General features: G+C 57.7%; 24 protein-coding genes, 1 tRNA gene and 1 pseudogene. 6 read left to right on the top strand and 20 right to left on the bottom strand.

Features of this window, described 5'->3' with window-relative positions; translation table 11 throughout:
* The first annotated feature begins 377 nt into the window (after nt 1-377).
* From U8U68_RS16760 to U8U68_RS16775, 4 genes are all read left to right on the top strand, one after another.
* A complete protein-coding gene (locus U8U68_RS16760; protein WP_322202845.1) occupies nt 378-1,169 on the top strand; it encodes an Rpn family recombination-promoting nuclease/putative transposase in 792 nt (263 codons plus the stop codon).
* Nucleotides 1,170-1,352: 183 nt separating this feature from the next.
* Nucleotides 1,353-1,793, top strand: a complete 441-nt coding sequence (locus U8U68_RS16765; RefSeq protein ID WP_322202847.1) for a recombinase family protein — start codon at nt 1,353-1,355, stop codon at nt 1,791-1,793.
* A gap of 108 nt (nt 1,794-1,901) precedes the next feature.
* Complete coding sequence (locus U8U68_RS16770) at nt 1,902-3,068, top strand: recombinase family protein (protein WP_322202849.1); 1,167 nt, start codon at nt 1,902-1,904, stop codon at nt 3,066-3,068.
* Nucleotides 3,069-3,157: 89 nt separating this feature from the next.
* Nucleotides 3,158-3,229, top strand: a tRNA-Ser gene (locus U8U68_RS16775).
* On the opposite strand, the gene U8U68_RS22480 is transcribed toward U8U68_RS16775, so the two are convergent.
* From U8U68_RS22480 to U8U68_RS16870, 19 genes and pseudogenes are all read right to left on the bottom strand, one after another.
* Nucleotides 3,192-3,911, bottom strand: coding sequence for a DUF6273 domain-containing protein (locus tag U8U68_RS22480; protein ID WP_367575846.1), 720 nt, complete (start codon nt 3,909-3,911; stop codon nt 3,192-3,194). The two genes, U8U68_RS16775 and U8U68_RS22480, sit on opposite strands and share 38 nt — an antisense overlap.
* A gap of 12 nt (nt 3,912-3,923) precedes the next feature.
* Nucleotides 3,924-4,823: a hypothetical protein gene (locus tag U8U68_RS16780; protein WP_322202851.1), complete on the bottom strand. Its 900-nt coding sequence runs from the start codon at nt 4,821-4,823 to the stop codon at nt 3,924-3,926.
* Entirely contained in the window at nt 4,796-5,956 is a 1,161-nt protein-coding gene (locus U8U68_RS16785) for a baseplate assembly protein (RefSeq protein ID WP_322202853.1), read from the bottom strand. Before U8U68_RS16785 ends, U8U68_RS16780 begins: the two co-directional genes overlap by 28 nt.
* Nucleotides 5,949-6,260: a GPW/gp25 family protein gene (locus tag U8U68_RS16790; protein ID WP_322202855.1), complete on the bottom strand. Its 312-nt coding sequence runs from the start codon at nt 6,258-6,260 to the stop codon at nt 5,949-5,951. Before U8U68_RS16790 ends, U8U68_RS16785 begins: the two co-directional genes overlap by 8 nt.
* An 11-nt stretch (nt 6,261-6,271) precedes the next feature.
* Complete coding sequence (locus U8U68_RS16795; protein WP_290462975.1) at nt 6,272-6,667, bottom strand: phage tail protein; 396 nt, start codon at nt 6,665-6,667, stop codon at nt 6,272-6,274.
* A 15-nt stretch (nt 6,668-6,682) separates the two neighbouring features.
* Nucleotides 6,683-7,174: a hypothetical protein gene (locus U8U68_RS16800; RefSeq protein WP_322202857.1), complete on the bottom strand. Its 492-nt coding sequence runs from the start codon at nt 7,172-7,174 to the stop codon at nt 6,683-6,685.
* Between the two features lie 10 nt (nt 7,175-7,184).
* Nucleotides 7,185-7,658, bottom strand: coding sequence for an XkdQ/YqbQ family protein (locus U8U68_RS16805; protein WP_322202859.1), 474 nt, complete (start codon nt 7,656-7,658; stop codon nt 7,185-7,187).
* Nucleotides 7,565-8,212, bottom strand: a complete 648-nt coding sequence (locus U8U68_RS16810) for a phage late control D family protein (protein ID WP_322202861.1) — start codon at nt 8,210-8,212, stop codon at nt 7,565-7,567. The genes U8U68_RS16805 and U8U68_RS16810 overlap by 94 nt, the downstream gene beginning before the upstream one ends.
* Before the next feature lie 3 nt (nt 8,213-8,215).
* Complete coding sequence (locus U8U68_RS16815; RefSeq protein ID WP_322202863.1) at nt 8,216-8,461, bottom strand: tail protein X; 246 nt, start codon at nt 8,459-8,461, stop codon at nt 8,216-8,218.
* Nucleotides 8,462-8,473: 12 nt separating this feature from the next.
* Complete coding sequence (locus tag U8U68_RS16820; protein WP_322202865.1) at nt 8,474-10,945, bottom strand: phage tail tape measure protein; 2,472 nt, start codon at nt 10,943-10,945, stop codon at nt 8,474-8,476.
* A gap of 287 nt (nt 10,946-11,232) precedes the next feature.
* Complete coding sequence (locus U8U68_RS16825; RefSeq protein WP_322202867.1) at nt 11,233-11,601, bottom strand: phage tail assembly protein; 369 nt, start codon at nt 11,599-11,601, stop codon at nt 11,233-11,235.
* A gap of 24 nt (nt 11,602-11,625) precedes the next feature.
* The gene (locus U8U68_RS16830; protein WP_322202869.1) at nt 11,626-12,150 is read right to left on the bottom strand and encodes a phage major tail tube protein; all 525 of its coding nucleotides are present in this window, start codon (nt 12,148-12,150) and stop codon (nt 11,626-11,628) included.
* 106 nt (nt 12,151-12,256) lie between these two features.
* Nucleotides 12,257-13,744 carry a phage tail sheath family protein gene (locus U8U68_RS16835; protein WP_322202871.1) on the bottom strand — a complete coding sequence of 496 codons (1,488 nt, stop codon included), beginning with the start codon at nt 13,742-13,744 and terminating at the stop codon, nt 12,257-12,259.
* Nucleotides 13,745-13,747: 3 nt separating this feature from the next.
* Nucleotides 13,748-14,053, bottom strand: a complete 306-nt coding sequence (locus U8U68_RS16840) for a hypothetical protein (protein ID WP_161474333.1) — start codon at nt 14,051-14,053, stop codon at nt 13,748-13,750.
* On the bottom strand, nt 14,050-14,604 hold the full coding sequence (locus U8U68_RS16845) for a hypothetical protein (RefSeq protein WP_322202874.1): 555 nt from the start codon (nt 14,602-14,604) through the stop codon (nt 14,050-14,052). The genes U8U68_RS16840 and U8U68_RS16845 overlap by 4 nt, the downstream gene beginning before the upstream one ends.
* On the bottom strand, nt 14,601-15,200 hold the full coding sequence (locus U8U68_RS16850; RefSeq protein WP_322202876.1) for a phage tail protein: 600 nt from the start codon (nt 15,198-15,200) through the stop codon (nt 14,601-14,603). The genes U8U68_RS16845 and U8U68_RS16850 overlap by 4 nt, the downstream gene beginning before the upstream one ends.
* Nucleotides 15,197-15,532, bottom strand: a complete 336-nt coding sequence (locus U8U68_RS16855; protein WP_322202878.1) for a hypothetical protein — start codon at nt 15,530-15,532, stop codon at nt 15,197-15,199. Before U8U68_RS16855 ends, U8U68_RS16850 begins: the two co-directional genes overlap by 4 nt.
* Nucleotides 15,529-15,861, bottom strand: a complete 333-nt coding sequence (locus U8U68_RS16860) for a DUF2190 family protein (protein ID WP_322202880.1) — start codon at nt 15,859-15,861, stop codon at nt 15,529-15,531. The genes U8U68_RS16855 and U8U68_RS16860 overlap by 4 nt, the downstream gene beginning before the upstream one ends.
* 55 nt (nt 15,862-15,916) lie before the next feature.
* Nucleotides 15,917-18,310: pseudogene (locus U8U68_RS16870) on the bottom strand (phage portal protein).
* Between U8U68_RS16870 and U8U68_RS16875 the strand changes: the two are divergent.
* Both U8U68_RS16875 and U8U68_RS16880 read left to right on the top strand, forming a co-directional pair.
* Nucleotides 18,309-18,485 (top strand): type II toxin-antitoxin system HicA family toxin, encoded by a 177-nt coding sequence (locus tag U8U68_RS16875; RefSeq protein WP_322202886.1) that lies wholly within the window; start codon nt 18,309-18,311, stop codon nt 18,483-18,485. The pseudogene U8U68_RS16870 and the gene U8U68_RS16875 overlap by 2 nt on opposite strands.
* Nucleotides 18,486-18,510: 25 nt before the next feature.
* Nucleotides 18,511-18,888 carry a type II toxin-antitoxin system HicB family antitoxin gene (locus U8U68_RS16880; protein WP_322202888.1) on the top strand — a complete coding sequence of 126 codons (378 nt, stop codon included), beginning with the start codon at nt 18,511-18,513 and terminating at the stop codon, nt 18,886-18,888.
* Nucleotides 18,889-18,922: 34 nt separating this feature from the next.
* Here the strand turns inward: U8U68_RS16880 and U8U68_RS16885 are convergent, their stop codons facing one another.
* A complete protein-coding gene (locus U8U68_RS16885; protein ID WP_322202890.1) occupies nt 18,923-19,174 on the bottom strand; it encodes a DUF6148 family protein in 252 nt (83 codons plus the stop codon).
* Between the last annotated feature and the right edge of the window lie 143 nt (nt 19,175-19,317).

Genomic DNA, 19,317 nt, shown 5'->3' on the forward strand with positions numbered 1-19,317 from the left:
TGACTGCGTATCTGCTTGAGCCCTTCTTTTCCCACTTTCCGCAAATCGATATATTCCATATCCCTATTATATCACTCTTCCTCTCTTTTTCCTAGCTTTTTGAGCGGGAGTAATATCTAAGTGTGTGTGGCTGCCAAGTCGTTGCCACCTGTGCGAAGCACGATAACATAGACTTATACGAACAGGTAAAAGATATCCTGGTGGACTCTTTTTTCCACTCCCCCACCAACGAACATCTGACAGGTATTCCATAAATATGGATAAAAACCTTTCCGCATTTTCGGCAATACAGCTTGCAAACCGGCCCCAAAGATAGTATACTATGAGTAAAGGAAGTGGTGCCCATACCTATTAAGCCGTTTAAGGATTTAAGCCTTGTGGACGATTTCATGTTCTCGGAGGTTATGCGCAGGCCGGAGAATATCAAGCCTTTCCTGGAAGCCCTGCTTGAAAAGAAGATAGAGCGGGTTGTGACGATTGATAAACAGAAGGACTTGAAGGACACCTATGACGCCCACGGCATCCGGCTGGACGTGTACCTAGAGGATGAACACCACACCAAGTACGATGTGGAAGTCCAGGCCCGGCTGCACCGCAAGCTCGAAAAGCGCATACGGTACTACACCAGCGGCATCGACCGGCACAGCCTGGAAATGAACACGGACTATGAGGAACTGTCCGATTGCTTTGTGATTTTCATTTGCGTAGAGGATTACTTCGGCGCTGGCCTTGCCGTCTATGAACGAGAGAGCCACATAAAAGGCGCGCCGGAGATCGCCTATGAAGATGGCTCTCATGCTTTCATTCTCAATGCGGATTTCAAGACAGAGAACGGCAACCCCGCTGTGATGGATTTTCTCAGATATATTCGGGCAGGCTATAAGGGCGAGCAGTACGACATTTCAGAATCAAGTTATTTACGGCAGATAGACGAGGCAATCAGCGAGATCAAAGAGGACAGCGGAAGGGAGATGGAATACATGACCATGACAATGAAAATGATGGACGAGCGCAAGGAAGCCTTTGAGCAAGGCGAGTCTAAAGGTCGCACAAAGGAGCAGGCCAAAATCATCAAGCGTATGCTTTCCCGCGGTCTGAGTTTGGAGGACATCAGCGACATGATTGGCCTGGATCTGGAAGAAGTAGAAAAGCTGGCCGGGCAAGAATAACTCCCTGCATCTTGCTTATATGAGCACTCCACAAAGGGTGCTCTTTTCTTTTGTGAAATTTGACAGAATCCTCATAATATGAGATAATATTATAGGAGGAATACTCCATCTGTACCTTGACAATTTCATATTGGGATATGCTGGTCTGTCATTTTTCATGGATTAGAAAAGGATGGACTGTATATGAAAAACACAAGCATTTTCCCAAACCATGTTTCAGAAACCCTCATTTTTGATAAAGATACCGGCTGGCGGGAGAATATGCCTGCCTATATAGAGCCGGGCACCAGGGTGTTGTGCCTTTACCGCGTTTCCACTGACAAGCAGCTCTACCACACGGACAACAACGAGGCGGATATCCCCATGCAGAGAAAGCGCTGCCGAAAATACTGTGAGTCCATGGACTGGACGATTGTCTGTGAGTTGCAGGAGGAAAGCGTTTCCGGGCACAAAGTTCGCGCCGAAAACCGGGACAAGATACAGCTTATCAAGGAGTATGCGAAGCAGAAGAAATTTGACATTCTGCTGGTGTTCATGTTCGACCGGATAGGCCATATCTCCGATGAAACGCCCTTTGTGGTGGAGTGGTTCGTGCGCAACGGTATCCGCGTCTGGAGCACCTAGGAGGGCGAACAGCGCTTTGATAACCATACGGACAAGCTGACAAACTATATCAGGTTTTGGCAGGCAGACGGTGAGAGCGAAAAGACCTCTATCCGTACTGCTAACAGCATGGGCCTTCTGACCGAGGACGGATGCTTTACCGGCGGGCGCTGCCCCTATGGGTACAATTTCGTGAAAACTGGGCGCATGAATAAGCGCCGCCAAGAGGTCAACGACTTAGCTATATGCGAGTCGGAGGCTGAAGTTGTCCGCACGATGTTCCAGCTTGCCGCAAGGGGCGGGTATGGGGCACAGCAAATTGCCAATTATCTCAATGAGCGCGGTATCAAGAACCACTCCGGAAAAAACTGGCACCCGGCTTCTATCCAGGGAATGTTGCGGAATATCCTCTATACTGGCGTCCTGCGAAGCGGGAAAAGCCGTTCGGAGCCACAGGAGCGCTTGAAAATCGTAGAGGACAAGGACTTTCAAACTGTCCAGGATATGCTGGCGGCACGTTCCCGGGCTACCGAAATAATCCGTTCTAAGCCGCTGAATACCAGAGGAAAGTCGCTGCTTTCGGGCAATGTCTTTTGCGGGCATTGTGGGGCGGGATTGTGTATCACCACCAGCGGAAAAGGTAGGCCCAAGGCCGATGGCACGGACACCGTGCGTATGCGGTACACCTGCCAGACAAAAAGCCGCACCCACGGCGATTGCGACGGCCAGACCGGATACACGGTGGAAAAGCTGGACGGTATGATCGATTCTATTATCCATACCATTTTCGCCAAGGTAAGCAGCTTGAGCCGTGACGATATCATAGCCGAGCGGTTCCAGTATGACCGCGCCGCCAGGAAAGCTGCTCTGGACAAGGCAATGAAAGAATATGAAAAAGCTGAAAGCGAGTTGAAAAGCCTGAAAGGGGAAATTATTAAGTCCATTTCCGGCGAAAGCGCCTTTGCCCCGGAGCCTTTGAATAGTGTAATCGGGGAGCAGGAAACTAAGTGCGGCGAACTTAGAAAGGTTTGTATTCTTGCCCAGCAGGAATTGGACGACAACGATTCTGCCCTTGCCAATATGGGGCAGCGGTATGACGATATCTTGGAATGGTCAGCGGTCTATGACCACGTGACGATACCGGCGAAGAAAATCATTGTTGCCCATATCATTGAGCGGGCGGACGTTTGCCGGGGGTATCAGCTCCATTTGAAGCTGAACCTAAGTGTTGAGCAGTTCCTCTGCGGGCTGGACTGTATGCCCGATGTCGAAACTGCCCTGCGCACGTCTGCATAATTTCTCCATAGAACATATTGGCTTTCAAACAAGGAAACATCCTTTCTGTGGTGGGGGCGCACATGATACGCCTGCACGATGGGGGCATAGAAAACATGATTTGGGAGAGCGCTTGAATGGCATTCAAGCGGTCAGCGGTTCGATCCCGCTTATCTTCACCAGGCCGTCTGGGTCTAGGATGAAAGCGGGCCGGACGTCAATTTTTGAATTTGTACAGGGGTTTTGGTACATAATGGAGGTATCACCTGGATACCTCTGAAGGTTGCACTCAACGTAATTCCAGTTGTCCGATCCCTGGGACACGGTTCGATACCATTCGGTATACGGTTGACCATTTAAGTATCCTGTTCTGTAGGCGGGAAAAGACTTGAACACGGCAAGGTTTGGATGACTTGAAGTATTGGCATAGCTCGCATCCATTTCACTTTTTGCCAGTAAAAACACTTGTGTTTCCATTCCATTTGCGCCGTCGATATACTCCACTTGGGGATAATGGATGCCTGTGCCTCCATTAATATCTACACCTAGCCGTGTATACGGAAGCTTGACTGTCTTGATATGATCCCGAATATCTATCCCATTCTTGAATGAACCGTTGAGATACCCTGATACTGTACTGGTGGAGTAGTCGACGCGGGTGTTCTCGCTATTTGTGTTGTTACTCCATTGCGTGGTGGTATAGATACCTACTCTCATTACCCAAGTTCCAGTGCATGAAGTGTCGTAAAGATTAATACTACTATTAGGCCGTCCTTGCTGCGCTACAACATAGTCTGCCGGAGTTCCGTATTCCATAATCTTCACCACGGTGCCCACGGCCACATTTCCTAATCTCGTCGCCATAAAACTCCCTCCTTAAAATTCCAGCCGCCGCTGGGCCGGGTTCCACACACCGCTGGCCACCATTCCCGTCAGGCTCTCAAAGGTCACGGTGAAGGGGTTGCCGGTGACGTCCGTGTTAAACATCAGCTCCAACAAGGACAGCCGCGCGTCCAGGGCGGCGGGGTCCCCATTGTGGGCGGAGATGGCTCCTGCCCCCGCCAGCACCCAGCGGGCGCGGCCGTCCCGCTCCCCCAGACAGACGTACTCCTCCCCGGCATCCTCATCAAAATAATGCCGCCCCGGCAGGGCGGGCATGTCCTCCCCCGGGGGCCCGCTGCCGGTCTCGGGCTTGGCCTGGGCGGCGGCGTCCGCTGTCTCCCGCACCTGCTCCAGAGCCTCCCAAATGGCCGGGTGAGCCCTGCCGCCCTGGTCGTGGCCTTCCATCACCTGGGTCAGGTACTGGGGCGTCACCACCGCCCCGGACTGGGACAGGTCTACCTCAAAGCGCACCCCGCCGGTAATCTTCAGAAAGCCGTAGAATTCCAGCAGAAACGCCGGGCACTCTGCCTGAGCGGGTACCTCGACGCCCCCTGGGCGTCCCCGCTGGTCCCGGTCCTGGTACACGCAGAGCAGTCGCTCCGGGCCCTGGTCCACCTGGGCGAACACCCCGATTTGATGCAGGGTGAAGCCGGTCTCCACCCCCGAATTGCTGATCTGCACCTTCACGGTCTTGCCCTCCAGGCCGTTTTCCACGTCTAAAATTTCCAGCCGGTGGCGTTCCCCGGCCACGTCGATGAGCGCGGCCAGCTCCGCCGGGTCTGTCTCGCCGGAGCCGCCCCAGGCGCTGAGCACGGTCAGCCGCCGCCCGGCCAGCAGGTCGTTGAGCATGGCCTCCCCGGCCGCAGTCACTGCCACTTCATCCCAATGTGCCATAACTTCACGGATAGCTCGCCCAGCTGGGCCACCTGGGTTTCCGTTACCGGGGTGAAGATGGGGCTTGCCAGCTCCACCCTTTTTGCCCCGGCCTCCCGGATCCGCCGCACCAGCTCCGTGGGGTTCACGTCCCGGCCTATCTCTGTGGTCTGCCAGGTGATGAACTCCTGGACCGCTTTCTGCACCTCTGCCTGGATGGCAGCCGCCGTGGCCTGGTTGGAGCGGGCGATGCGGTAGGTGAGCTTGAGGTCAAAGAACTTGACATCCGGCGCGGACACAGTCACATGGTCGGTCATGGGCCGTACTTCCTCTTGGGCCAGATACTCTGTCAGGCCCTGCACCACTTCCTCGCCCGGCAGACTTCCATCCCTCATAATGATGTACACTACCACTTCACCCGGCGTGGGGCTTACGGGCCGCACGGAGCCGATGTCCGTGTTGTAGGTCTTGGTCCAGAAGGTGTAGGCGTCCTGGGAGCCGGCGGTACTGTAGCCGGAGGGCGCCAGGAACGTGCGCTCCGCCAGGCTCTTATCGTCCTCCACGTCCGTGCCGCCTGCCGTGGCAGTGACATTTTCCACACTGTCCACATAGGGCAGCGGGTCCACCAGGATATTGAGCTGCCCCGGCAGAAAGCCGTTTCCCTCCACGCCGCTGACGGTGCATTCCGCCTCCACGTCCACAAACATTTCCCCCGCGGGCACCTCTCCATAGCGCAGGGTCTTGAAGTACAGATTGTTGCCGTTGGTCACCCTGGTTTCCGCCGGGATGGCGCTGGCGTAGGGCTTCTCCGCCGAGAGAGTGAAGCGCAGGGTGGTCCGGGCCGGGCTGGCCCCGTGCTGGGTGACTCCCCTGGTGCCGGCCAGATTGTCCAGAAAGCCGCCGTAGCTGTACTTGAGCAGGTCCTGCTTCCCGGCCCTGTCCACGAACTGTTCTATCTGGTACAGGTCCAGGGCGATAGCGTAAAGCTGCACCCGCACCGGGTCGGCGGCGCCCAGGCTCACCGTCTGGCCGGTCACCTCCTTGTACCGCTTCTCATAGTTGCTTACCAGCCTCTGCATCATGGCATCCAGACTGTCGTTCCCGATAAAGGAGATATCCGGCAGGTCATACACCGATTTTAAGAGGTTATCCACTTCCAATCACCACCTTTACGCCCAAGCTGCCCGACGGATCGGGGACAAAACTCACATCCCGCACACGCACACGGGGCTCCCATTTCTCTATGGCGTCTATAACCTCCACGGCCATCATGCTCTGAGCCGTATCCAGAGGGTAATCCAGCATGGAGGTGTCAATGCCGAAGTCCCGGTAGAGGGGGTCCGTGCCCACCGGGGGCAGGAGGATATTCTCAATGTTGCGGACGATCTCCCGCCGCCGGGCCTCATCGCCCCCGGCGCGGTCAAAGGATATTTCTATCCCGGAGAGAGTGATACTCATACATGCGCCCCCTATAGGTATTCTTCCATCGTCACGGTCACTTTGGCCCTCACCAGCTCGCCCCGGTTCAGCACGGTTTCCCATGCCTCGCTGAGATTGGTGATGCGCCACTTGTTTTTGCCGATACGCCTGCTGCCGATCACCAGGGGATACACCCGGCCCTGTTCCGTGTACTCCCCCAGCTTGTCCAGCATGGCTCTGGGCCGCACACCCAGGAGGGCGTTGAGCTCCATCGTGAAGGTCAGTTTCTGCAGCGCCGGCCGGAGATACTCCACCTGGTCCTTCAGCCCGATCCGGCTGTGGGTGGCCCACTCCGAGGCCACGGTACGGCTCAGGTCGTTAAAGGTGAGCACCTTCTTATCGCTTACGGAAAACACCAGGCCGGGCCCCCAGCTGCCGATTGCCATACCGCGTCACCTCCTTCAGTGCGGTTTGCTTGTCTCCCCATGTACACCAGTGTGGGTGTGGTTCTCCAGGCTGATGCCGTCGGCTATCACATCGCCGTTCACGGTCACATTGCCCGGAGCGGTGATTTTGATATTCCCGCTGTCCCGGTTCATCTCCAGGATGCAGGGGCCCACCTGCAGCTTATACACCCCGGTGTTGGCGTCGTACCGCTCATAGGCTTCTCCGGGCTTTTTGTAGTTGTACTCCTTGCGGTACAAGCCCTTGAAGCCCTCTACCGGGCGCCACTCATCGTGCCAGACCGGCCCCAGGATAAAGGCCATCCCGGTACCGTTGGACAGGTGGGCCACCAGCACCTGATCCCCCACCTCCGGCATCATGTACTGCCAGGAGAGGAAAGGGAACTCGGCGGTAGTGCTGCCGTCCTTGTCCTCATAGGTCACGCGGGCCGTGCCTTTGGGGAAGTTGAAGCTGGATATCTTTCCAATGCGTAAGTATTGGGCCTGCATGGTACCCCGCCTATGAAACTGTACTCGAGGCTGACTTTGCCGCCGTCACTCTGGGCTGCACAAGCCGAAGCTCCAGGGCCATCTTGTAGCCGCTGCCGATATCGTGGTCTATCTTCTCCACATAGAACTTGCCGGAGAGCCTGCCCAGGCCCTTGATCTCCACACAGTCGGAGGCGATCAGACCGGGCCGGGCCATCATGGTGATGCTCATGGTAGTGGCGTCCCGGTTGGCCTTGTTCAAGGCGGCCAGGGCTATGGCCGTAGCCTCCCCCAAGTTTTCGGCGGCGTCGTTCACCTCCAGGATGCGGTCACCGCCCCCGGCGGTCACCGTGAAGGTGCGGTTCTTTTCGCTGTTGGTGTACTGGTACTTGACCCCGGTGTAGGTCTTGTCTAGCTTTGTGTTCCAGGACCAGCCAGGCTCAAAGTCCTTTTCGGTGAGAATAAACTTTGGGGCTTTGGCTTCATATTTCCCCTCATCGAACACACCAGCTTGTCATTGTAGATTTTCAGGGCCAGGCCGTACTTCTCCACCAGGGAGCCGAAGAACGCACAATCAGTCTGGTTATTCTGCTCCACTTTCTCAACGGCCACGGCCCCGGCTTCATAGTGCAGGGCTACTTTGGCCCTGGCGGCCACGATCTGGCCGATTTCCTTGAGGGTGGTGCCCTCATACGTTTCCGTGCGTTCGGTGGCCTTAAAGCCGCTTGCAGCCGGTAAGGCAAGGCCCTCCAGGTCCAGCCGGATGGGCCCGCCCTTAAAGCTGAAATCGTCCACCAGAAACTTCCCGCATGGGAACTTCTTCTTTTGGCCGTCCCTCTCCCAATTACAGGTTTCTATGGTGGGCTGTAGCCGGTCCCCCTTTTGAGGGAACCAGCCGTTGATCCACTTGCGGTCCCGGTCATTGATGGAGATGCTGATACTGTCGCTGGAGCCGGAGGCCACGTCCGTATACTTGAAGGAGCTGAGATAGGGGGCCAACTGCACCTCAGCTTTCACGCCGTTGTACAGGATGGCCACCGTTGCTTTTCTTGGGTCCATTGGCTACTTCCTCCAATCGGGCAGGCCGTCCACCCCGTCATAATCGTCCGCCTCCGGCACCGCCACCACGATCCCGGTGGGGAATACCTGATAATCCAGAAGCCGGATATTCTCCCTGGCCTCCATCAGCAGCTGAGTGTGCCGGGGAAGCGCGAGACTTGACGCAGTCAAGTCTTGGCTTCTCCCACCGTAAGCCCTCTGCGCGATGGTGTCCCAGGTATCCCCCATGATGGTGGTTATGGTGTTCACGGTCCGCACCTCCTAATGTAAGTCTTTCCTGCTATGGTCTTTCATCCACTTGCTCATCATCTCATTGAACTTGCTCTGGGACATTTCCTCCGCGCCCTCCAGGTCCTCTTTGGTGGGGGCCTCGCCCTGGAAATAATACTGGGGCGAATAGTTGATCTGCATGGGAGGCCCTCCCGCTGTGGCGGGCTGCGGCCCGCCTTTCACGCCGTCCAGCAGGTCGGCAAAGGAAAGCCGCCGGCTGCTTTCAGCAAGGCCCAGCTGCTGCCCCAGAGTGTTGATGCGCTCACGCACACCGCCGACAGATTCAGCGAACATTCCCCGCATCTGCTGCCAGAGGGTGGAAAGGGGCAGCACGGCCTCTTTCCCGGCCTCGCCGCCGCCCAGAAGCCTGCCGCCCTGCGCCCCGAATATCTGTGCGCCGCTGAGGATGCCGCCCTCTTTATACCAACTCACACTGAAGTTAGGCGCGGTAGGCGGCTGCAGGCTGAAAGCCCCGCTGATATTCACATGGGGTACTTTCAAGTGGGGCAGCGACCAGGAGAAGTTCATGGCCGCCCTCATCTTGCCTACGGCGTTGGTGACTGCCGTAGCCGCGGCGTTCATCTTGGCTTCCACAGCGGACCGCACCCGCTCGAAGCTGGAGGTGGTCTGCTGCACCACCGCGTCACAGCCTGTCTGAGCGGCGCTCTGCACCCCCGGCATTCCGCTTTGCAGGCCGGCGGTCATGCCGTCCGTGTAGGCGGTGCCGGAGGCCACGGCAGAGGTATTCACTGAGGCCAGGCCCTGACTAATAGACCCGTTCAGGGAGGCCGTGGCGGACGCGCCCATGCTGGCTACCGTGCTGTCCAGCTGACCCGCGCCGGACGCCACCCCGGAGTTGATCCCGCTGGTAAGCGCCGCGCCGGCCGCATTGGCGTTAGCGGTCAGGCTGGGCAGGGAAGTGTTCAGGCTGTTCTGCATCCCGGTCACAGCGGATCGGACCACACCGCTAGCGGCTTCCTGAACCGCCGGAGTGGTGCTCTGTATGGCGGCCGCCGTGCTGTCGCCAGTTTCTTTGCCCTTGCCGGTGAAGAAGCTGGTCACATTGTTCCAGATATTCCCCACAGACTCGAACAGGCCACCGACCGCGGACAGGATGCCATCTTTAATTGCGTTAAGGATATCCATGCCCAGCTGGAGCCAGTCAATGCTCAGAACGCCGTCTACCAGGGTCATGAAGATATCCCAGCCCACCTGCAGCCAGTTCACCGAGGTGAGGGCCGTAATGATGGACCAGCATATCTGGGGGATAGCCGCCAGCAGGGAGGGGATCGCCTGCAAAAGCCCTTGAGCCAGCGTGACGATCAGCTGAACGCCTGCCTGCAGGATAGTGGGGATATTGGAGATGATGCCGTTTGCCAGGCTGGAAATGATGGAGGGCACCGCCGAGATAATTGCCGGCAGTCCCTGCATCAGCCCACTCACCAGGCCGTTGATGAGGGCCATCGCCCCGTCGATGATCATTCCCGCATTGGCGCAGATGGACGCCACCAGGTCGACCACCATCTGTACACCCTGTTGGATGACCGTGGGGAGGTTCGCCTGCAGCTGAGAGCCAAAGTCGCTCATCAGCGTGAAAGCAGCGGTCGCTATCTGCGGTATGGCGGTGAGGATCCCCTGCACCAGCTGGCCTAAGATTTGACCGCCCATAGAGAGCAGCTGGGGCAAAAGCACACCGATCCCGCCGATGAGCTGGACAATGATGTCCGTCCCCGCGGACAGGATGGCAGGCAGATTGGCTGTGATTCCGACTCCCAGGCTTTGAATGGTCTGGGAGCCTATTTCAATGATGTTGGGTATCTCTCCGGCTATGCCCTGTAGGAACTGCGCAAGCAGCGCCGCCCCCGCGCTCCAGAATTCCGCGTAAAAACTGCCGGAGGCCATGCCCTCAAAGCCGCCATCGGTGAGCGCGTCAGAGAGGGTGTATACCTGGTCTGTGGCAAACTGCGCCGCCCCTCGGAAGGGTTCCTGTAGGTTCTGGTATACCCTTATCCCGGTATCCTCCAGGGCCGATTGCAGGGTAGCCAGGTCGCCGTTGAGGTTGTCCAGCTTGGTGTCCCTCATGGCCTCCAGCGCGCCGTCCGCGTTATACAGCTGTTCGCTCAGGGCCTCCCATTCCGTCACGCCGTCCGCCGTAGTGGTGTTCAGGCCGGACATCAGGTCGTTCAGCGCGTCAATATGCTGCTTGCCGCCTATGGCCGCAAGCGCCGCGTTGCGCTGTTCCTCCGACAGCCCAGCGGTGGCCTGGTTTACTTTCTGGAGGGTCGCCTCCAGGCCGATAAACTTCCCCTCACTGTCAAAGGCAGAGATGCCCAGGCTTTCCATCATCTTGCCCCCCAGCCCCTTCAGGCCGGATACCGCTTTCTGTGCTGCGGAGATGGCAGAGCCAAAGTCCTTTTCCAGCTTGGCCGCGATCTTTATTGTTACTTGGGACGGCCCTGCCATACTCTCACCTCCTTGTCACCACCAACCTAAAAGTTTTGTGGTTTCACGCCAGTGAAATTGCGGCGTTGCGCGCCGCAAAACAAAACTTGGAGAGCTGGTGAGCGTCAGCGAACCCGCTCTTTCTCACCTGCCCTTGTTGGCCTTTAAGTCTTTCACGTAGTCCGCCAGTTCTTTGGCCACCCGAAGAAGTTCCAGGTAGTCCATGTTCATCAGCTGGAATAAGTCACAGCGCATAGAAAAAGAGAGCTACACATATAATTTGCGCAGCTCCCCTCCATCTCCCGGCCTTATTCCTCGCCGTAGAAAAAATTTGTCACTTTGTTCTTGACCTTCTCCATCTCCCTGGGGGGCAGGCCCTCGAAGAACTCCACCGGGAGCTTTGCCGCCTTTGCCGCCATGATGCACACATAGTTGATGTTCATCTCCGGCAGCGGAGTGAATACGCCGGTACGAGCCAGCCGCTTCTCCGCCTCGATCATGTCTTTGGTGGAGAGGGAGTCCAGACCCTCCAGGTCTACCTCGGTGTATTCCTTGTCCTCGAAACGGTAGGGCTTTTTGAACTCCACCAGGGTGTCGGGGAGTGGCTCTGCCTCGGGGGCCGCCGCCAGTTCGGTTACGTTCTCGGTTACATCGATGATGTTGTTGTCTTTCGCCATGATAGTTGCCTCCTAAAAATTTTATCAGGTGAGGGCGCGGACTTTCGCCAGATGATCCTCACCGTTTACCACGTACTTTGGGTTGAGCTTGTCCAGCTCCAGCTTCTTTTCGCCGCCCATCTCAATGAGAATGTAGGTCAGCTCCAGAGTGACGGAAGCGTCCATCACGTCGTGCAGCTTGACCGTGCCGGGCTTGACCTTTTTGCACTTCCCCCGGAACACCACACGCAGGCCCATATAATCGGTGTTCTGCGTGGCCTGATCCGTGTACTGGATGGCGCCCCGGAGGGTAAGGTCTACCGCTTTCGTGGGGGCGATCATGTCAAAGAAATCTTTGTTGACCACCCGGAACGGCACCTCCTGCTCCAGGCTGCTGAAGTGCCCGGCGACCACAGCCTCGTATTCGCCCAGGATACCGGCCCCGGATACAGAAGCCGTAAGGGCCTCCAGATCAGGGAGGGCTACCTCGCCGGTGGTGCCGACCTGCTTTTTGCCGGCATTATAGGTGTTGAAGTCGTGGATGACTTCGGGGATTCCTGTTACTGCCATTTCAATTCATCCTTTCCAGAGTTTTGCGGTCCCGCATAGCGGGATTGCGGTTTTTCAAACCGCAAAGCAAAACTCATTAAGTTGAAAAATTTATTTTTCAATCTTATCAACCTCCAGTCAGAGCCGCGCTGAGAGCGTCGGGGTCAAATTCCAGAATGTTCAGAATGTCCTCCGCCGGCACATAGGGAGCCAGGTGCTGGTGGAAGGTGGGCTTGCCGTTGATCAGGTCCGTCACCGCGTTTTCCTCGGCGTTGAACTCAATATAGGCCGCCGCGCACTTCCCCTGGGCCACATAGGCCCCGCCCCGGATATTCTCCGTGTCCACAATGGCCTGAATCAGCCGGGGGTCGGCGGGGTCGTCCACCTTCTGGGCGTAGGTCAGGATGAAGCTGTTGCCCCACCAGCTGAAGAACCGGCGGCAGCAGAACCACATATCTTTGGGGTCGGAGTTGGCCGGATAGGCCGCTGTACGGTTGCCCCAGGTTTTCCAGCCGTTGTTATTGATGGCCGTAGTCACGCCGAAGCTGTTCACCGCGTTCCCCTGGAGCTGGTCCAGAATGACCTCGGTCCCATCCGCCAGCACCGTCCCGGTGGCGCCGATGAGCTTGTTGGACGGGGAAAGGTTCGGCACGTCATCGTTGCTGGCGTCCAGCTGGGCGGTCACAGCGGCCATTATGGCGGAGTACCAGAACCGCTGGGAGCCCACCTCAATGCAGGGCCACAGGGCCATGATATGGATAGAAGTACACCCTGCCGCTTCTTTGGACATCTTCACCTTATCGTAAGAGGTGCAGCCCTCAGAGGTGCTGTCGATGTCAATGAATCCCTCGCAGGAGAAGTAGCCGTTGATCTCCACACATTTGGCCGCCAGAGCGATGCCTACGTCCGGGATGTGGCTCCAGCCGGGGGCCAGCAGCAGGCCGGGAGTCATACCAAACCGGGGATACACCTGCCGGAGCACCTCCAGGCCCTTTTCACCACCGGAGGCGCTTGCCCCGATGATGTCCCACTGATCCACGGCGTCCGGGTCGATGGAGGTACACTCCACCTTGAGAGTGGCCGCAGCGGCGCCCGCCCCTGCCGGGGTAAGGCTCACCGCCAGCTGGCCGTCATCGTCAAAGGAGAGAATGTAGTCCACGTCCGGGGCCAGGTCGGTTTCCGCAGCCGCGTCCCCCTCGCCGGATACGGCCTTGATCTTGACCGTGTCCAGCAGGATGCCGGTCAGAGGTACCAGCGCCTCCATGTCCTCCACAGTGACGGTCTGGGGGTCGTTTTTCTTCTTATGGGTCTTGGGGTCCAGGACGTTCACGAAAATCACCGGGGCCACCGCCGCCAGCTTGAAGCTGGCGTACATGGCTTCGCACAGGGTATACTTGTGATGCCCCAGCGCATTCAGTTCCTGACTGTACCCCAGCTTCTTCACCGCCTCCGCCCAGGAGTAGGCGATCACCGGGGTGTTGGTGACGGAGTAGGGATCCTCCGCCAGATTGACAGGTGCGGTACCGAACACCACCTGCAGTCCGGCAGTCCCCAGAATAGGGGCCACCAGGCTTGTGGCCTGTTCCTGCACCCTTACGCCATGCTGAAACGCCATTGCTTACTCTCCCTCACTTTCCTGGACGATTTTCTGAATCTTGGCGCTGTCCTCCTGCGCCTTGCAGAACAGGGTATAGCTGCTGCCCGCCTGCCGCTGGATCTGCGTCATGGCCTTGCCAAGCCCGGAAAAAGGAATGCAAAGCCCCGCCATGTACGGCAGGGCCTTTACCACCTTATTCAGTTCCTCCGGCAGGTCGTCGTACACCGTGTTCCTTGCAGCCACGCCGGTAATGGTGGGGCCGATGTACACGGTCTTGGTTTTCTTTGCGGCCTTTTCCGCCGTCTTTACGGCTTCCTTTTTGGTCACACTAAATCACTCCATTTCGCTCTGGGAGCCTGCATCGCAAAGGTCAGCTGGCAGGCCCCGAAATAGTAAGGGTAGCTTTCTTCCTCCTGAAGCGCCCACTCAAAGGGATCCTGGCACACGAACTGCCCGGCGAGGAGGGGCGTTTCCTGGTAGTGCATCTGGATGCGCTCGATGATCTCCAGAACGGCCTCATGGCCCTGGTTTTTGGGGTCGTCGTCAAATATCCCAATGAGCAGGATCACATCGGCCTTGTGGGCCGCTGTGGGCCCCTCTACACCGCCCTTGTCCGCCCGGACGATGATATAAGGGAAGGGATCCTCCGCCTCGGGGTCAATGGATCCGTTGTCCATCGTCTTAAGGGGGAGATACTGTTCATAGGCTTTGGGGGCCGCCATACGGTGCAGGTGCCAGTCGGGCACAGGCTGGGGCAGCTCCTTCAGCCATTCGGGCCATTCTTCCTCCGGGGCCGTTTCCGGGGTCTTGAAAAAGTCATTCCTGAACAAGGCCTCCAGGTCGGCGGCCACAGCCTTTCGCAATGCGCGGACTGTCATTTACCCATCAGCTCCCTGATTTTCTGATTCACCTTCTGGCTGTAGATTTTCTGGATCTCAGGCTTCAGGGCCCGCTTAGCTGCGCCCCTGCCCTCATACACCATCTCCAGCATTTTGGGCACCGACACCGAGTGCAGCACCTGCACCGGGTACCGGGCCGCGCCCTGCCGCTGGAGGATCTGCTTGGTGCGGCTTTTCCCGGACGGAACAGTGGAGGAGAACGCCTTGATGCCGCTTGAGCCGCGGATCTCCTTTAGCCCGCCGCCGACCACTACCTCAGCCTTTGCGCCGGGAGCGCCTTTCTTGTGGCTCCTGGGCCGGGTGACATGGAACCGGGGGATGTCCAGCCGCTTGCCGCCCGCCTGGATGGTGGCCACCAGATTGCTCACTGTGGCCCGGCGTATCTTGGCCGCGGAGTTAAAGCCGGGGTTTTTCACCGTGTACCGGCTCTGGGCCTCCTGGGCCAGCAGCTTCCGGGCCTCCACCGCCGTGCTATTGATGGCGCTGCGCAGCACCTTCGGGGCCTGGTCTTTCATTTTTCCCAGCCGGTGTTCTACATCCTCAACGCCGGATACTGTTACATCTATATCTATCATCGGCTTCTGTTCGCCTCCAGTGTGATGGCGTAGACGCCGCATTCATTTGTGGCGTCCGCCACCTGATACTGTTTCCCGTCCAGCTTGATCAGAACGCCCTGGGGCGGGAATTCGCCGAAATCCTCAGCGGCTACATAGAGCAGGAGCTGGTGCGCATACACACCGTCCATATTGGACTTCATGCGCTTCTCCCGCTCGATGTGCTCCATATCGTCCAGGACCGCCAGCATCTTGCGGCCATTGACCACATGGGGCTCCCCAAACTCAGCCAGGTTCAGGAACACCGCCTTGACGTCATTCTTGAGGGTGTCCTTAAAACTCAGCTCCCTCATCCCGGCAGCTTCACCAGCACAAACTTATCGCTGGCCTCGCTGGGGGCCGCGGCATAGCCCGCCGGGGTGGTCGTACCCTCCGCCGCTGTGGCAGTGATGCCTGCTCCGTCAAAGTGGACTGCCGTGCCCATTGCGATAGCGTCCGTGCCGGTCTTAGGCAGCTTGAACACACCCACCATGTGCAGGGAGCCCAGCTCGCCGGGCTTGGTCTCGCCGCCTGTAATGCCTATCCTGCCGCCCACGGACACTACCGTGTCACAGGGGATAGCGGTGTCTGTGGCGTTCCTGTAGTCCAGGGCCTCGCCCTTTTGGATGTATTCAGCGGTCACATTGGCCTTAGCGGCCTATTTCGTAGTTGCCATATTGATTTACCTCTCTTTCCGCTTACGCCAGAAGCGTGTTCTCGATCTTGATGCCGGGGTTCTTCACAGCGCCTCGGTAGTCCATGACCTGAATGCCCCAATCCAGGTAGATGTCCCACACAAAGCCCAGCTGGCCGGCGGTTTCCATGCGGCGGATACTGGGGACCTCCTGACCGTTGAGGTAGTCCACCTCAATGAAAGCAGTGTCCTCAGTGGCCCCCAGCATGAACCAGGGGGCCACGCCATCCTCGGCCAGCCGGTTGATCTCCGGATCCTCCACCTGCCGCAGGCCGTAACGGTACAGGGGGTTCACCGCCTGGGTGTTGTCCGTAGTCTGGATGGTGGGAGAGTTGAACAGGGTGAACAGGTCGAAGCCCATGCCCACAGGCAGCACCAGCATGGCGGGCCGGATGGTGATGGCCTGCTTGAACTGGTCTTTCTAGGTGGAGATGGCCATGATCATGGCCTGCACGGCCTCTTTGGTGATGCCGGTACCGGTCTTGAGCAGGTTCTTGTGGTCCGCGCTGAACAGCGCCTTGTCATCGTAGATCTTGGGATTCTTCATGAGGATCTCATAGCACTGGCGATTGATGGTGCGCCGGGCCGCCGCGGCATAGCGGGCGGGCAGGCTGGTCACCAGGCCGATATCATCGTTGATGAAAGTCTGGCGGCTGAGAGTGAACTGCTTGCCGTAGGTCTTGAGCCTGCGGGTAGGCAGCTTGGCGTCGGTGGGCCGGTCGTTCTTCAGCTCGCCGCCCTCGGGGACCTCCACAAAGTCGCCGATGGGCCCGGCCAGGTAGTTGTTATCGTGGACCTTGAAGTCAGAGAGGGTGCCTTTCTTCGTCCACTGGTCAAAGGTGACCGCCACTTGCTTATGGCCGGTGACATACGCCTTTTCGATGGCGTTGTCCAAAATGGCGGGGAATGTCGCCGTGGGAGTCAGGTACTGCCTCTGGGCGTATTTTAAGACCTCCGCGATATCATCTATCTGATCCCGCCAATCGGCGCCGTTCTCTGCCGCCACCTGCTTGAAGGTCTTGGCCCCGCTCTGCATGGCGGTTTTCGTGGCTGCGGCCTCCTTTGCCGGATCGATCCACGGTTTGGGCGGCTTTACCCACTTGTGGGCGAAATACATTTCTTTCTGATCCCAGAAATCCGGGGCAGAAATTTTCCCCGCCAGCATTGCCGAAATGACGAAGGTTTCGTATATCTCATCGATGACCTCCACCAGCAGTTCCACTTCATCCGCATAGGTCATGCCGTCCTCGATGAGATTCTGCCGGGTGGAGCTGTAGGTGCTGCCGCTCATGTCACGGGCCACCGCCTCATAGCTCAAGCCCTGGCCGGAGGACACCAGCCGCTGGAGCAGCTTAACGTAGGTAGCGGCATCGGTGGCCTGGCCCTGGGGGTTAATCAATTGGATTTCATCTCCAGCATTTAACTCTGTGACCATGCCGGAGGTAAACATCTGCCGGGAGTAGGTTTTGCCCAGGCTCCCACTGGTTCGCCCCACCCCTGTGGGGTTCACCTTCTTCACAGCCAGAGCGATGCTGGCCTGTACCCGATGCTTCACATCCTCCGACACCATGAATTCGTTGGCGTCCCTTATGCGGGTCAGGGTCTGGGTCATGTCGCTCATCTCCCGGAGCTGGGAGGGGCGGCGCTTGGAGAAATAGAAGATAACGTCCTTTGCCTCCACATACACCGGCTCCGGGGACGTGATGCCGTCGATGGAATACTGCCGGAACCAGTAGCCCACGGGCTTATTGTATGGGGTATACTCGAAGCCGCCACACACGCGGTTGCCCTTATGCTTTGCCACGATGGTGCTGCCGTCCAGCTCATCCACCTCCATCGCCTGGAGCTTGAAGGGAAGCAGACCGTCCCCGGTGTACCGCTTGACGAACAGCATACCGCCGTCTACCTTTTTCCGGCGTACAGCCATGCGGAGCATCTGACTGAGGCTCTGTGTCCCGGTAACATCGCAGTTGCGCTTTTTGCACCACTGGGCCCAGAGCTTCTCTATCTCGTGGTTCAGCTCCGGCTTGCCGGTCTCCGCCTGCAAAGTAAAGCCCCCGCCCACCACATTGCGGACGAAGGCCCCCATCACCCCGTTGAGCATATCCGAGTTGCGTTCCAGGTCGCGGGCTCTGGCGCGTACCGTGTCCCGGCTGTAGCGGTCGGTCTGTTCGGCGCTGGTGTTGATAGCCCGCCAGTTGGCGTTGAGCCGGGAATCGTCCCCCGCGTCGTAATGCCGGAGCGCATCCCGCCACGCCTGCCGGGCAAACCCGCGCTGGGGGCTGAACCAGCTTACAACTTGGTCGATTATGTTCATTTTATCACCAACTTTTTTCGGAAAAGTATTGATAATACGTGTTGCACGTGTTATAATAATCTTGCAAGGAGGGAAGAACATGAAAGACAAAGACCTGCTGAAACTTCTGAAGAAAAACGGCTGGGAAGTGGTCAGAATACACGGCAGCCACCATGTTCTTCAAAAGGGAGAGGACACCACGGTGCTCCCCATCCACGGCAAAGATGTTCCCACAGGCTTGCTAAACAAAATACTAAAGGACACGGGGCTTAAATAGCCCCTCCTTTAAGGAGGTATCTTGTATGATGTTTGTCTATCCCGCTGTTTTTCATCAAGAAGATAACGCCTATTGGGTGGAGTTCCCCGACCTGCCCGGCTGCCAGAGCTTCGGCGACACCCTCCCCGAGACGATGGCCGAGGCCCAGGAGGCGTTAGCCGCTTATGTGCTCACTCTGCTGGAGCAGGGCAAACCGCTTGCACAACCTTCCGACATAGGGGCTATCACCCCGGATGAAGGCTTCACCTCGTTGGTGGCCTGCACTATCGACCAGTACAAAGAAACGAAGGCCGTAAAAAAGACACTCACCATTCCCTCCTGGCTCAACGACCGGGCTACAGCGATGGGCGTCAACTTCTCCCAGGTTTTGCAGGAAGCGCTCATCACAAAAATTCAAGCGTAAGCAAGAGCCGGGCAGCTACAAGCTGTCCGGCTTTCTATCTTCCCTCAAAAAATGCGGCCACAGTCCCCGGCAGCAGACACCCGTCCCCGGCATTCTCCTGGGCCAGCAGCTCATTTCGCATCTGCCGCAGAAGCCCCAGGTCGGCGCGGGTCAGGCTCCGGCTCCCCAGCTTGTAGCTCTGCCCACCCACCAGGATGTTTTGTATGGCGGCGTCCACATGGGAGAGCAGTTCCCGGTTGGAGAAGGTTTCCAGGTTGATGGCGGCGCCCTCGTTATTCTCAGACATATGAATTCCTCCCCGAACTTCCCGGAGCTAAGTCGACAATAATTTTTGCTTGAGGATATTTCTCCAGCAAGCAGTCGATAAATTCACAGATGTGTTCTAATTTCGATCTCCCGGTCAAATTTACATGAATTTCCAGGCTTCCG

The organism is Acutalibacter intestini, from assembly GCF_034334985.1.
Taxonomy (GTDB): Bacteria; Bacillota; Clostridia; order Oscillospirales; family Acutalibacteraceae; genus Acutalibacter; species Acutalibacter intestini.